The sequence below is a fragment of the Flavobacterium anhuiense genome (assembly GCF_050990855.1).
Taxonomy (GTDB): Bacteria; Bacteroidota; Bacteroidia; order Flavobacteriales; family Flavobacteriaceae; genus Flavobacterium; species Flavobacterium anhuiense_C.
Map to the genome: position 1 here is coordinate 3841020 of NZ_CP158861.1, position 15227 is coordinate 3856246.

Consider the following 15227-nt stretch of genomic DNA (forward strand, 5'->3'; position numbering starts at 1 on the left):
CTTAATCTTACTCTGTAAGCTAATCCGTTCCCGCTAATAATAAATATCCATCAGAATATTTGACTTAGAGTTATCTATAATTTTTTCTATCCTTTTAAAAAACTGTTCATTTACCATTGGGCAACCATGGCTATTGCTTATATAATAATCTTGCTCTTCATATGGAACTGCAGAATAATGATGCAGTACAATCGCTCTTTTTAAAGCATTGTTATTACTTTCTTCTAAACCGGCTAACCTGTAAGCCTTTCCAAAAATACCTTTATATGTTCTTCCAACAGAATATCTTCCTAATGCAGTGCAATTAGAATTTGGAGTATTACTAAATTTAAGCACTCCTCGCACTCCAGTTTCAGAACCAGAACCATGAGCCACAAGACCTTGATCTACAACTTCATCTTTCTGCAAATCGTAAACAAAAAAGCGATTTTTTCCAGAAGGAACTTTCATATCAATTAGAAAAACGACTTTTTGATTGTATTTATGATCGGTAGCAACCATATCTTTTATAACCGCAATTCTGCTGTTGATTCTTTCCATTTCTATAGTGGAAATAGCTTCTTCTTCTTTAAAAGAAAATTTAGATCCCGTAAAAAAACTTACTGTCATAAACAACGCCAAATAAAATAGTTTCATGCCGTTATTGAAAATTTAAAGTTAAACCAAAAAGACTTGTATTTGCTGCCAATGTATATCTCGAATAAGAATAATTGAATTTCAGTTTATTCATTCTTAAACCAAAACCTAATGAAACACCAGAAAAGTTACGCTGCTCTTCTACGCGCAACTCTTCAGCTCTTCTGAAATTATATCCGATACGGAAATTGAATGCCTTTTTAGGAAAAATTTCAACACCAAAAGCTACGTGTCTGAATGCATTATTTAAAAACGATACTTTTTCTGGATTTGTAGATCCGTCAATGTTGGTTTCTCCGCGATTAGGATTCGAAAAAGAAATATTCCATTGCTGTAAATTTTCTAGTGAAAGATGCCAACGAATAGGCACATGCTCCAATTCTTGCGAAATACCCGCCACAATTTCAAATGGAAGATTCTCTTTAATTCCGGAATAAGTTGTGAACTGTGTTCCCATATTCCTAAACACGAGAGCAAAATTCAAATCATTGTTTTCATTTATATAAAGAAAACCTAAATCTACAGCACCGCCTATAGAATTGTAACTTTCTAAAGATGACGTAATCAATTTAGCACTTGCACCAATGAACAAATCGGTATAAGGAACGTTGTATGCATATCCCACTGATAATGCGCCTTCGCTTCCCGTAAAATTAGAAGTGGCCTGACCATTCTCATCATATCCCTCAAAGGTGCCATAGTTTACATAAGTAACTCCGGCATAAAAAGTCTGAACGTGTCGATCATAAGTATAAGCATACGACGCTGTACCATAAGAAGCTTCACCATAATAACTCCCGTAATTTAATGCCAAATGATTGTCCATGTCTGCGTTTATAAGTGCTGGATTAGACATGGCTTGATTAACGTCTTCGTCATATATTGTAATAACATCTCCTCCCAAAGCTGCTTGTCTTGGCGAAGTGGTTAAGTTTAAAAATTGATAAGTGTAACGCCCTCCAACTTGCCCGAAAGAACACGAACAAATCATGATTATAAAAAATAAAACAACTTTTTTAAACATTTGTTTTTGGCGCACCTATATGGGAATAACGCAACTGCAAATATAAAATTATATAACACTAAAAATAAAGTACAATAAAAAAATTCCAAATCCCAATGAGAAAATTGGAATTTGGAATTTTATAATTTTAAGTTTCTAAAACTTATTTCAATTCTTTAGCATTTTTCACTTTCTGATCTGTTAATGCGATTGCTAAAACCTCGCTCATCTCTTTTACATAGTGAAAACTTAAACCTTCTAGATAGTCTGCTTTGATTTCATCAATATCACTTTTATTTTCGTGACAAAGAATAATCTCTTTAATTCCTGCTCTTTTTGCGGCTAAGATTTTTTCTTTAATCCCCCCCACCGGCAATACTTTTCCGCGTAGCGTAATTTCTCCAGTCATAGCAAGACTCTTCTTTATTTTCTTTTGAGTTAAAAGCGAAACTAAAGAAGTTAGCATTGCAATACCAGCACTTGGACCATCTTTTGGAGTTGCTCCTTCCGGAACATGTAAATGAATATTATATTTTTGAAAAAGTTCTGCGCTAATTCCTAATTTCTTTGCATTTGCTTTAATGTATTCTAATGCAATTGTAGCAGATTCTTTCATGACAGTCCCAAGATTTCCTGTAATGCTCAATGAGCCTTTTCCTTCAGAAATCAAAGATTCGATAAACAAAATATCTCCGCCAACACTTGTCCAAGCTAAACCTGTTACAACACCAGCTACATCATTGTTTTCGTATTTATCACGCTCTAGCCTTGGCACTCCTAAAATTGCTACAATATCTTCATCAGTAACTTTTTTGTTGTACTCCTCTTCCATTGCAACAGCTTTTGCTGCATTTCTAATTACTTGAGCTATTTTAGTTTCTAAATTACGAACACCTGATTCTCTAGTATAACCTTCAATGATTTTTTCCAGCTGCTTTTTACCAATAGTCAAATCTTTCGCAGTCAAACCGTGTGCTTCCAATTGTTTTGGAAATAAATGTCGCTTCGCAATCTCAACTTTTTCTTCGATTGTATAACCTGACATTTTGATTACTTCCATTCTGTCACGCAAAGCAGGCTGAATTGCTGCCATATTGTTTGAAGTCGCAATAAACATTACTTTAGACAAATCATACCCCATTTCAAGGAAATTATCATAAAAAGCACTGTTTTGTTCTGGGTCTAAAACTTCCAATAAAGCAGAAGAAGGATCGCCACTATTACCGTTTGATAATTTATCAATTTCATCTAAAATAAATACAGGATTTGACGTTCCGGCCTTTTTCAAACTCTGAATAATACGTCCTGGCATTGCTCCAATATAGGTTTTTCTATGACCGCGAATCTCTGCTTCGTCACGCAAACCTCCTAAAGAAATACGAACATATTCTCTTCCTAAAGCTTCCGCCACAGAACGACCAATTGACGTTTTACCAACCCCCGGAGGCCCTGTTAAACATATAATTGGCGATTTCATGTCATTTCGCAATTTTAAAACTGCCAAATGCTCAATCATTCTTTTCTTAACTTCATCAAGTCCAAAATGATCTTTATCTAATATTTTCTGAGCATGTTTTAAATCGAATTTATCTTTAGAATATTCGCCCCAAGGCAATTCTAAAAACAATTCTAAGTAATTTCTTTGAATTCCAAAATCAGGAGACTGCGGATTCATACGACGCATTTTAGACAATTCTTTTTCGAAATGTTTCTGCGTTTTCTCATCCCATTTTTTGGTTTTAGCTTTCAGCCCCATTTCGTCCATTTCCTCTTCTTGCGAAACGCCCCCTAATTCTTCTTGAATAGTTTTCATTTGCTGGTGAAGGAAATATTCCCTTTGCTGCTGATCTAAATCAAAACGAACTTTTGATTGGATGTCGTTCTTCAATTCTAATTTTTGAAGTTCAACATTCATGTAACGCAAAGTCTCTAAAGCACGCTCTTTCAATCCGTTTATCGATAAAAGTCCTTGTTTTTCTTTTACAGATAAATTCATATTCGAAGACACAAAATTGATCAAAAATGACTGACTTTCAATGTTTTTGATCGCAAATGTAGCCTCTGAAGGAATGTTTGGACTTTCTTTTATAATTTGTATTGCTAGCTCTTTTACTGAATCTAAAATTGCTGTGAATTCTGAATCATTTTCATCTGGACGCTCTTCTGCAACTTCTTTAATAGTTGCCGTCATGTATGGCTCTTCTGAAACTACTTCATCAATTTCGAAACGTTTTTTTCCTTGAAGAATAACGGTTACGTTTCCGTCAGGCATTTTTAGCACACGCAAAATGCGAGCAACAGTTCCTACTTTATGAATATCGTCTTTTGACGGATCCTCGTCTTCTTCATTAATTTGCGACACAACACCGATGATTTTCCCACCAGCATTAGCATCATTAATTAATTTAATTGACTTATCTCTTCCTGCTGAAATCGGAATAACAACTCCTGGAAATAATACAGTATTACGTAATGGTAAAATTGGAAGAGAAACTGGAAGTTCTTCATTATTCATTTCCTCTTCGTCTTCCGGAGTCAACAATGGAATTAAATCTGCCTCAGAGTCAAATTCCTGAAGTGACAGATTGTCAATAGTAAGTATTTTATGGTTTGACATAATAAAATATAAGTCGTTTTGTCATTAAAAAGTTTATGCTATCTGTAAAAAGAGTATTGCTTATTGAAGTTTTTACTGAAAACACGTTTTGTATTTCAATTACAAGATAGGGCATAAAAATAGACAATCATTATGCCAAAACAAACCTAAAACTTAAATAATTCTGATTAGTCATTTTTAAGACACAATCCATTTTAAAGTTTAGAAAATAAAAAACCCGAAAAAAAGCTTTCGGGTTCTTAAACAGTTTACTTTTCTATTACTTCAAAGAGTATGATACAAGTTCTGAAGTAGTGCCAGATGATTCTAATTTTACAAGTCCAATATCCTTAGCGATCCAATAAAACGTATCTGATGAAGAATTTTGCCCTTGTGCGCTAGCTTCAATATGCATCTTAAACTTAATGACATTACTGTAGGTTACTTCTTTAACTTTTACGCTAATTCCTTTTTCCAAGATAGTACCTGTGTAATTTGCATTCATTTTAAGAGATGGAAAACTTGGAATGTTAAAACTCGTTTCTAGAGAATAAGATCCTTTCCATGTTTGATTTACGTCAAGATAATCCTTAAAAAGAATAAATTCATAACCAGTTGTTTTTCCAGTTATTCCTTCAGAACTGTAATTTACTTCATCAATAACTACGTAATAATCTCCTTTTACTTTTTTAAGTGAAGCACCAGCTGTTCCAGAAATTTCGTCAGTTGCTCCAAATAGCTGATTAAATTTATAATAGGTATAACCATCTTTATCAGATGAACTTTGAATTTTCACTGTGCTTTCAGCACCATCTTGATTAAAAACCCATTGATTGCCTACTTTAGAAGGCCAATAGTCTCCTGTTGATTCTCCAGCGCTTTCGTTTGAGTCATCATTACTGCAAGATGTTAACATAAATCCCGTCATAACAAACAGGATTGCAAAGCATTTGTTTAGTTTTCTCATAATTGAATTTGTTTTTGGTAGTAAATTTTTATGTGAAATTATAGCAATGAATGTATTATACCTTACGGCATTACGTAAAATCAAAAAATATTTTTTATTTTTTGATCAAAACTGTAACAAACAAAAAAAAGCCAAGTCTATATTAAAAACCAAAAGCCACTACTTGAATATAAACAACCAAAATATCGAAGAACTAATTGCGCTTTGTAAAAACAACAATCAAAAGGCGCAATTTGAAATATACAATCGCTATTGTAAAGCGATGTATAATGTGGCTTTTCGTATTGTAAAAGATGAACATTTTGCACAAGACGTCATGCAGGAAGGTTTCTTAAAAGCTTTTACAAAAATCAATGACTATAAACAAGAAGTGGCTTTTGGTGCATGGTTAAAAAAAATAATCATCAATTATAGTATCGATTTTTATAAGAAAAACAACTCTTTTCAAATAGAAGACTTAAGTAAACAGCTTTATAAAATTGAAGAAAATGATGGAATTGTTTCTGAAAATATTGACTTAAACGATCTGAAAGTAAAACAAGTTTTGGATACCATTTTGCAGCTGAAAGATAATTACAGAATGGTGCTTACGCTTTTTTACATTGAGGGTTATGATCAGGAAGAAATCTGCGAAATTTTGAACATTACATATGCCAATTGCAGAACGACCTTGAGCAGAGCCAAAGATAGTTTGAGAAAAAAATTGGAAGAATTATAAAATGAATTGGAATTATGAAAAATGAAAAAGACAATTTAGACGAATTATTCAACAAATTTGAAAACAAATGGGATATTCAGGAGCTAAATTCTGACCACCAGATTGATTTTCTGCAAAAACTAAACAAAAAAGACCCTAAGAAAAAATATTGGGCAATAACCGCTATTGCCGCATCTATTGTATTAATGCTTGGAATATCTCTTTTTTATAAAAATGAAAAACCAAAAGAATTCAAATTTGCCTCTAAAGAAACTAAACGTACTGATTCTATTTTCAATATTCTAATTGATAACGAACTGGTTAAACTAAAAGAGAAAAACTCACCAGAAAATCAGCAGATTATTGATGATGCGATGAAACAGATGAAAACGTTTGACGCAGATTATCAAAAAATCATAAACGAACTGCAAAAAAATGGTGAGAACAAACAAATTATTTATGCGATGATTAGCAATCTCCAAACGCGTATTTCTTTTTTACAGACCGTTTTGAAAAGAATTGAAGACAATGAAAAACTAAAAAACAACTCTAATGAAAAAACACTATAACTTACTAATCTTATTTCTTTTGATTCCTTTATTAGGGTTTTCAAATGATGATACTTATATCACTAAACAAAAAAATATTAAAAAAACCTATATCGTTAACGCCAATGCTGGAATCGATGTTGATAATAAATATGGCAATATAACCATTACAACCTGGGACGAAGATAAGATTGATCTTGATATTACAATAAAAGTGAATGGTCCGAATGAAAATTGGGTCAATGAACGATTAAATAGCATTGACGTAGATATTACAGCGCTTAAAGGATTGGTTTCTGCTGTAACGAAACTCGGAAGCTCTAATGTTAAAAGCAAAGGAAGTAATAACAGTTTTGAGATTAATTATATCATTAAAATTCCTAAAAATGGATCGATCAAACTCATTAATAAATATGGTAATATTTCTGTTCCAAGTGCCGAGTCTTCTACCGATATTGATTGCAAATACGGAAGAGTCACTTTAGGAAAACTAAACGGATCTAATAATCAGATCTTTATTCAATATTGTCAAAATTCAAGTATTGATTACTTAAAAGTAGGAAATATTGATGCTAAATATTCTAATCTTAAGATTAATGATTCAGGAAATTTGAATTTAAACGCAAATTATACTGACATTAATATTACTGAGGGTCAAAACATTAAAGCCGATTGCAACTACGGAACGTTTAAATTTCAAAAAATCAATTCTCTGAGCGGTTCCGGAAATTATCTGACGTTTATTATTGGAGAAATCTCAAGTAACTTTAGCTACGATACCAATTACAGCAAAATTAGCATTGGAACTGTGACTGAAAAAGCCGGAAACATTTCAATAAACTCTGGATATACTGATATCTCAATTGGTTACGTACCAAATTACGCTTTCGACTTTGATATTTCTGCAAGATATTCAAACATTAAACATGATAATAGTTTAGAAATTTCTGTTTCTGAAGTAAAAAGCAACACCAAAAGAATTGCAGGTTATTACAAGAAAAAAGGCCAGAATAAAATCAGTATTAATTCGAACTACGGAAATATTTCACTAATAAAAAAATAATCATCTAAAAATCAAAACAATGAAAAGGTCAATTTTACTTACAGCATTAAGCCTATTTTTTATGGCAGTAAATTCTAACGCACAAACAAAAATAAGCGGAAATGGCAATGTCACTACTGAAACAAGAACAACTGGAGACTATGATGGCATCAAAATCGCTGGATTCTTTGATGTAGCTTTAGTAGCAGGAAAAGAAGGAAAAATTATACTTAAAGGAGAAGAAAATTTACTATCAAAAATAAAAGTCGAAGTTGAAGGAAATGAATTGAAAGTGTATGTTGAGAAAGGAATACAACTTCGTACTAGCATGGGTAAAAAGATAGAGGTAACAGTTCCTTTTGAAAAAATAGCATCAGTTACCTTATCTGGGTCTGGGGATGTTAAAAGCAAAAACAAAATCAATAGCGATAGTTTTTCTGCAAAACTTTCAGGATCAGGAAATTTTGATTTAGATATTGATTCTAGAAATTTTGATTTGGCTCTAAGCGGTTCTGGCGATATTGTTTTAAAGGGAAAAGCAGATTCTTTTACAAGCAAAATATCAGGATCAGGAAATGTTAATGCTTCTAATTTAAAATCGCAAACTGTAGATGTTACGGTTTCTGGTTCTGGAAATAGTGTAGTGACGTGCGAAACCAGTATTACCGGAAGAGTTTCTGGTTCTGGAAATATTAAATATCTTGGAAATCCAGAGAAAAGAGATGTAAAAGTTTCAGGTTCTGGTAAAATTTATAAAGGTTAATTATTTTAAATAAAATATCGCAAATTACAAAACTATCATCAATCAATAATCAATTGCAATTTGCGATATTATGTTACCAAAGACGTTTCAATTAATTTGAAACGTCTTTTTTATGTACTCTTCTCAATAGAAAAATTGATGTGATAAAAAATATTGCCAAAATTACAATTGCAGCACGTGGACTTCCTGTAATTTGATCGATAATACCGTAAACACACATCCCGATTACAATCCCGATTTTTTCAGCAACATCATAAAAACTAAAGAATGACGCTGTGTCTTCTGTTTCTGGCAATAGTTTTGAATAAGTTGAACGAGATAATGCCTGAATTCCACCCATTACGAATCCTGCAATTGTTGCCATAATATAAAAATGTGTTGGCAAAGTAATAAAATAAGCCAGTGCACAAAATACTGCCCAAATAGCATTAATTCCTATAAGAGTTGGAACATTTCCCCATTTAGCTGACGCTCTAGAAGTCAAAACAGCTCCTACAACAGCTACTAATTGGATTATCAGAATACAAACAATTAAACCAATTGTACTTTGTTCTTTAGTTTCCCACTGAATTTCCTGTGCACCAAAATAAGTTGCGACCAACATCACAGTCTGCACTGCCATACTAGAAACGAAGAAACCTCCTAAGTAACGTTTTAAAGGAATATTTTGCTGTAGTAATGCCCAAACCTTTTTTAACTCTTTAAAACCATTAAATACAACGGCTTGCGTAAGTTTCTGTCCTGTTTCTTTACTTCCTTTTGGTAAATAATAATAGGTGTACTGGCTAAACAAAATCCACCATACTCCCACCATTACAAAAGAATAACGCATTGCTTTCATGGCCGCTTCGCCATCTGTTCCTGAAATTCCAAAAAGTTTTGGTTTCATGATCATCGCTAAATTGATAATCAGCAAAATAACACTTCCAATATATCCTAATGAATATCCTTTTGCACTGATGCTATCTTGTTGTTCTTCAAATGCAATATCTGGAAGATAAGAATTGTAAAAAACTAAACTCCCCCAATACCCCAATAATCCAAGGAAATAAAATAATAGTCCGACATAAATATTTTCTAAGTCAAACCAATATAAGCCCATACAAGATAAAGCTCCTACATAACAGAAAAATTTCATGAAAGATTTCTTGTTTCCAACGTAATCGGCAATTCCTGATAATAATGGCGAAATAAAAGAAACAACTAAAAACGCAGCTGCGGTAATAAAACTAATTAGAGCCGAATTTTTAAGATGCATTCCGAAAACATCGATGTAATGATCACGGTCGCTAAATAAAGCTTCGTAAAAAATTGGAAAAACGGCAGAAGCAATTGTCAAGGTGTAAACTGAATTTGCCCAGTCATAAAATGCCCAAGCATTTAAAAGCTTCTTATCTCCTTTTTGTAGGTTTTTCATAGAAAAGGTTTTGTTAAATAGGCTACGAATTTATCCATTTTTTATGATAAACAAATGGAAATTATCAAAATCGTACATTATTAAATTATGAATTCCATTAAAGCAAAAAAGCCATTCAGTAAAGAATAGCTTTTAAGTATATTTTATTTTGCAATAACTGCCTTATTTTATAGTTCCCACTTTAAGAGCAATTGCTTTTGCTTCTGGAATTAAAGCCTTAATATTGGCAATCCTTGTAGCATCAGAAGGGTGCGTACTCATAAATTCTGGAGTGCTAGCTCCACCTGATTTAGCAGCCATTCTACTCCAAAATGCTACAGCATCATCAGGATTATAACCAGCAATCGCCATCAATGTCAAACCAATTTTATCGGCCTCGCTTTCGTTGCTTCTGCTAAACGGAAGCATAACTCCTACTTCTGAACCAATTCCGTAAGCCTGTGCAAATATCTGCTGAGTGGCCTCAGATTTTCCGCTAGTTGCTGCTCCTAAAGCTGCTCCTCCAATTTGCTGTAATTGTGCTGCAGACATTCTTTGTGCTCCATGATTTGCTAAAGCGTGAGAAACCTCGTGTCCCATAACTGTTGCTAAGCCAGATTCATTTTGTGTAATTGGCAAAATTCCAGAATAAACAACAATTTTACCGCCAGGAAGACACCATGCATTTACTTCTTTGTTATCAACTAGTTTATACTCCCAGCGATAATCTTTTAAATATTGCGTCTGACCTAAATAGTTTAAATATTTTTCGGCTGCGGCCTTAATTTTAAAACCAACATTATCTACAAGTTTAGCATCTGCTGTTCCTGTAATCACCTTGTTTTCAGACAAAAAAGTACTGTATTGCTGAAATGAGCTTGGAAACAATTCACTATTTGAAACAAAATTTAAGTTTTGCTTTCCTGTAATTGGATTAGTAGCACAAGCCATAACAAGTGCTCCAAAAATCCCTAAAAACATATATTTTTTCATAATTCGAGCTATTTTTATAGCAAAAATACGATTAAAAAAAACAAATTATTTTACACAATAAGTCAAAAAAATATCAAAATTTAACTACTCGCCCACAATATGAAGCTCATTGAATTCTTTATCAACGATTAAGAAATTATTTTGCTCAAAACTAATTTTGTCAAATTCGATTTTTTCATTGTCAATTTCTATTTCCGTCACTTTAAAAGGGAGGCCAATTAAATTGATTTTATATTTTGAGTAAGGGGTTTCATATTTCCCTTCTTTATGGAGCTGAATTATCAACTCTTTTTCTTTTCCAATGTTTCGTAACGACAAATAGCTATAACGTCCTTTTTTATAATCATAACCATCTTGAGCATCTTCATAAACAGCGGACTGTTCTTTTCCGTTTTTATAATAAACATCAAGAGTCAATTCGTCAAACTCTAATTCGCCTACATATTGCTGAACAGGATATTTTGGGACGATGGCACCTGCTTTTACAAACACTGGAATTTCATCAAATTTGGTATCGATCCAGATTTCTCTTCCACCACAAAACAACTCATTTGTCCAATAGTTATACCACTCACCTCTAGGAATATACATACGTCTACCTACAGCATTAGGTTCAAGTATTGGACAGACTAAAATCTGATTTCCAAAGATGAATTCATCGTTTCTATAATGCGTTTGCGTATCATCTTGATCGTAATAAACTAATGGTTTCAGCATCGGAACTCCTTCTTCAATATATTGCCAAAACATGGTATATAAATAAGGTAATAATTGATAACGAAGACTCACAAATTTTCTGGTAATATTGATAACTTCTTCGTCAAAAGCCCAAGGTTCCTGATTTCCATGATCTCCAGAAGAATGCGTTCTACAGAAGGGATGGAAAACGCCCAACTGAATCCAACGTGCATACAATTCTCCTGTTGGCTGTTCTGCAAAACCACCAATATCAGAACCAGTAAATCCCATTCCAGAAATAGAAAGTCTCTGAACCTGAATATTGGCAATCCATAAATGTTCCCAAGTTGCTACGTTATCTCCTGTCCAGGATGATGTGTAACGCTGAGCACCAGCATACGCTGATCTTGTAATCACAAATGGACGTTTTGGGTAAGCAAATCGTTTTACACCATGATAAGTTGCTCTCGCCATTTGTGTCCCGTAAATATTATGTGCTTTTCTATGGCTACACGGATTTCCGTCATAAATATGGCGAACATCCATCGGGAAAGTTTTATTTGGAACCTCCATAACCGCTGGTTCATTCATATCATTCCAAACGCCTTTTACTCCTATTTCTGCAATTAATTCTTTAAATAAACCAGCCCACCATTCTCTAACTACGGGATTTGTATAATCTGGAAAATTACATTCTCCAGGCCAAACTTTTCCTTTCATATAAGGACCGTCAGCTCTTTTGCAGAAATAATCTTTTTCTAAAGCTTCTTTATAAACCCAATAATCTTTGTCAATTTTAATTCCCGGATCAATGATTACAATGGTTTTAAAACCATCTTCTGCCAATTCAGAAACCATTCTTTTCGGATCGGGAAAATAGTTTTTATTCCATGTAAAACATCTAAAACCATCCATATAATCAATATCCAAATAAATGGCATCACATGGAATTTGAAGTTCTCTAAACTTTGAGGTTATTTCTTTGACTTTACTTTCTGGGTAATAACTCCACTTGCATTGGTGATATCCTAGAACCCAAAGTGGGGGCAATTCTGGCTTACCTGTTAAATCCGTATAAGTGGTAACAACGTCCTGCATTTGCGGACCATAAACAAAATAGTAATTCATTTCGCCACCTTCTGCCCAGAAACTCGTTACATTTCTTCTTTCTTGACAAAAATCAAAGAAAGTTCTGAAAGTATTATCGAAAAATATACCGTAAGATTGCTTATTATGAAGTCCGATATAAAAAGGAACTACTTTATACAAAGGTTCCTGATCTTTTTGGTAAGCGTATTGATCTGTAGCAAAATTTTCGACTCTCTTGCCTTTAAGATTCATCTGAGTAGCTTTATCGCCAAGACCATAATAACATTCGCCATCTTTAGCGTATTTACTCATTTTTACGATATTTCCACCGTATTCGTAGCTTTCTTCCCAATGAAAACCAAGTTCATCTTCAAGAATTAGAAAATCATTTAAATCGTAAATTGAAAGACGAAGATCTGCTTTCTGGATTTTACATTTTACTTTACTGGTTCTAATCTGAAAATACGTTTCTTCTTCTGTAACTTCTAGAAAGTTATAACCATGAAGTTGCGTTTTGTCAATAGCATAAGAAAAATCATTGCTGAAATAGCCTTTTGTAGTAAAACGAAATCGGATTAAGCTATCGCGAAGAACAGTAACCTTTAAAATTACTTTGTTATCCGTATTAAAGAAAATAGAATCTCCTTCATGTTCATAAGAGACAATTTTTGATGGATATAAATCGCCTTTGTATTCTAATGATGTGTTTGTAATCATATCTCCAATGAATTAATTTATAACATTTTCCTTCTACTCAAACATACAAAAAATGTTCGTAACACTCTATGAATAAAAGGTTTATTCACGAAAACGTTTTTTCTGAATGAGTTTCAAATTACCAAACGAAAAATCAACAATTTGATAATTTTAAAACGATATAATGACAAAATCTTACTCAAAGATTTCTACTTAATTTAAAGTATATACAGTAACACTCAATGGAGGCAAAACTAGTTCGGCAGAAAATTCTCTTCCGTCATAAGAGATCGCTTCTATTTTTAATGCTTTAGAATTTTCTATCCCACTTCCACCATAAATTTTAGCATCACTATTAAAAATCTCTCCCAGTTTTCCTTTTTTAGGAATACCAATTCTATAATTTTCGCGAACGACTTGAGTGAAATTGCAAACGACAACAATACTCTCATCAGGATTGTTTCCTTTTCTGATATAAGATAAAATAGCATTTTGATGATCTGAATAATTGATCCATTCAAAACCATCTTCTCTAAATTGCTTTTCATATAAAGCTGGTTGTGATTTATACAACTGATTTAGATCTGTAATTAATCTTTTTATTCCAGAATGAAAATCATACTGCAGTAAATGCCAATCTAAACTTTGCTCAAAATTCCATTCATTGGTTTGTCCAAACTCAGCTCCCATAAACAGCAGTTTTGTTCCGGGATGCGTAAACATATATCCATACAACAATCTCAGATTTGCAAAACGTTGCCATTCGTCGCCCGGCATTTTATAGATAAGAGAATTTTTTCCGTATACCACTTCATCATGAGAAAACGGAAGCATGAAATTTTCAGTAAACGCGTACGTCATCGAAAAAGTCAATTCGTTTTGATGGTATTTTCTATAAACTGTTTCTTTCTGAAAATACTTTAACGTATCATGCATCCAGCCCATCATCCATTTCATTCCAAAACCTAAACCTCCCACAGAAGTTGGTCTTGAAACCATAGGAAATGATGTACTCTCTTCAGCAATAGTCTGAACTCCTGGAAAATTAGAATAGATTACTTCATTGAATTCTTTAAGAAAACTAATAGAATCTAGATTCTCTCTTCCGCCGAAAATATTAGCTTCCCACTCGCCATCTTTTCTAGAATAATCTAAATAAAGCATGGAAGCAACAGCATCGACACGAAGTCCGTCGATGTGATAATTTTGAAGCCAAAAAATAGCATTACTTATTAGAAAAGCGCGAACTTCATTTCGCCCATAATTAAAAACCAAACTTTTCCAATCAGGATGATATCCTTTTCTTCTATCTGGGTGTTCGTATAAATGGGAGCCATCAAAGAAACCCAGTCCATGTGCATCATCTGGAAAATGTGACGGAACCCAATCTAGAATAACGCCAATTCCTTCTTGATGCAGTTTATCTACCAAAATCATAAAATCCTGCGGTTTTCCGAAACGAGAAGTTGGCGCAAAATAGCCTGTTAACTGATATCCCCAAGAAGGATCATAAGGATATTCCATAATGGGCATAAACTCAACATGTGTAAAACCTGTTTCTTTTACATATTTTACCAAATCATCTGCGAGTTCAAGATAAGTCAAAAAACGATTATGATCTGCTCGTTTCCAAGAACCTAAATGCACTTCGTAAACCGAATATGGTTTATCCAAGGCATTAAAATTTTGGCGATTCTGCATCCAATTATCATCCTTCCACTTATAATCCAAATCCCAAACTACAGATGCAGTGTGAGGCGGTTTTTCACAATAGCGCGCAAAGGGATCGGCCTTTTCTGTTATTACGCCATTTATATTAGATTGAATTTTATATTTATAAAGCGCTCCCTTTGAAATATCAGGAATAAACCCTTCCCAGATTCCAGAAGAATCCCAACGAACATTTAAAACATGTTCTTCTTGTATCCAATAATTAAAATCGCCAACAACAGAAACCGACTGAGCCGTTGGAGCCCAAACTGCAAAATAAACACCTTTTACTCCATTAACTTCAACTAAATGCGCTCCTAATTTTTCATATAATTTAAAGTGCTTTCCAGCTTTGAATAAATCTATATCAAAATCAGTAAAAAGAGAATGTGGAATTACTTTACTCATATCGG

12 protein-coding genes are annotated in these 15227 nt (G+C 33.3%); 4 read left to right on the forward strand and 8 right to left on the reverse strand.

Annotated elements, in window-relative coordinates; all coding sequences use genetic code 11:
• Positions 1-33: 33 nt before the first annotated feature.
• From ABTV69_RS17115 to ABTV69_RS17130, 4 genes are all read right to left on the reverse strand, one after another.
• A complete protein-coding gene (locus tag ABTV69_RS17115; RefSeq protein ID WP_433830898.1) occupies positions 34-636 on the reverse strand; it encodes a murein L,D-transpeptidase catalytic domain-containing protein in 603 nt (200 codons plus the stop codon).
• Positions 637-640: 4 nt separating this feature from the next.
• Positions 641-1660, reverse strand: coding sequence for a type IX secretion system protein PorQ (gene porQ / locus ABTV69_RS17120; protein WP_433830900.1), 1020 nt, complete (start codon positions 1658-1660; stop codon positions 641-643).
• A 142-nt stretch (positions 1661-1802) separates the two neighbouring features.
• Entirely contained in the window at positions 1803-4256 is a 2454-nt protein-coding gene (gene lon / locus ABTV69_RS17125) for an endopeptidase La (protein ID WP_433830902.1), read from the reverse strand.
• A 259-nt stretch (positions 4257-4515) separates the two neighbouring features.
• The gene (locus ABTV69_RS17130) at positions 4516-5202 is read right to left on the reverse strand and encodes a hypothetical protein (protein WP_433830904.1); all 687 of its coding nucleotides are present in this window, start codon (positions 5200-5202) and stop codon (positions 4516-4518) included.
• Between the two features lie 163 nt (positions 5203-5365).
• Here ABTV69_RS17130 and ABTV69_RS17135 point away from each other — a divergent pair, with 163 nt between their 5' ends.
• From ABTV69_RS17135 to ABTV69_RS17150, 4 genes are read left to right on the forward strand one after another with little or no spacing between them, the layout of a single operon-like run.
• Positions 5366-5920, forward strand: coding sequence for an RNA polymerase sigma factor (locus ABTV69_RS17135; protein WP_433830906.1), 555 nt, complete (start codon positions 5366-5368; stop codon positions 5918-5920).
• 14 nt (positions 5921-5934) lie between these two features.
• Positions 5935-6468 carry an anti-sigma factor gene (locus ABTV69_RS17140; RefSeq protein ID WP_433830908.1) on the forward strand — a complete coding sequence of 178 codons (534 nt, stop codon included), beginning with the start codon at positions 5935-5937 and terminating at the stop codon, positions 6466-6468.
• On the forward strand, positions 6452-7510 hold the full coding sequence (locus tag ABTV69_RS17145; RefSeq protein WP_433830910.1) for a hypothetical protein: 1059 nt from the start codon (positions 6452-6454) through the stop codon (positions 7508-7510). The genes ABTV69_RS17140 and ABTV69_RS17145 overlap by 17 nt, the downstream gene beginning before the upstream one ends.
• A 19-nt stretch (positions 7511-7529) precedes the next feature.
• The gene (locus ABTV69_RS17150) at positions 7530-8252 is read left to right on the forward strand and encodes a head GIN domain-containing protein (protein ID WP_433830912.1); all 723 of its coding nucleotides are present in this window, start codon (positions 7530-7532) and stop codon (positions 8250-8252) included.
• Between the two features lie 91 nt (positions 8253-8343).
• On the opposite strand, the gene ABTV69_RS17155 is transcribed toward ABTV69_RS17150, so the two are convergent.
• From ABTV69_RS17155 to glgB, 4 genes are all read right to left on the reverse strand, one after another.
• Positions 8344-9669 carry an MFS transporter gene (locus ABTV69_RS17155; protein WP_433830914.1) on the reverse strand — a complete coding sequence of 442 codons (1326 nt, stop codon included), beginning with the start codon at positions 9667-9669 and terminating at the stop codon, positions 8344-8346.
• A gap of 162 nt (positions 9670-9831) precedes the next feature.
• Positions 9832-10641 (reverse strand): M48 family metallopeptidase, encoded by an 810-nt coding sequence (locus ABTV69_RS17160; RefSeq protein ID WP_433830916.1) that lies wholly within the window; start codon positions 10639-10641, stop codon positions 9832-9834.
• Positions 10642-10725: 84 nt separating this feature from the next.
• Positions 10726-13125 (reverse strand): glycoside hydrolase family 31 protein, encoded by a 2400-nt coding sequence (locus ABTV69_RS17165; RefSeq protein ID WP_433830918.1) that lies wholly within the window; start codon positions 13123-13125, stop codon positions 10726-10728.
• A gap of 192 nt (positions 13126-13317) precedes the next feature.
• Positions 13318-15222, reverse strand: a complete 1905-nt coding sequence (gene glgB, locus ABTV69_RS17170) for a 1,4-alpha-glucan branching protein GlgB (protein WP_433830920.1) — start codon at positions 15220-15222, stop codon at positions 13318-13320.
• Positions 15223-15227: the final 5 nt, after the last annotated feature.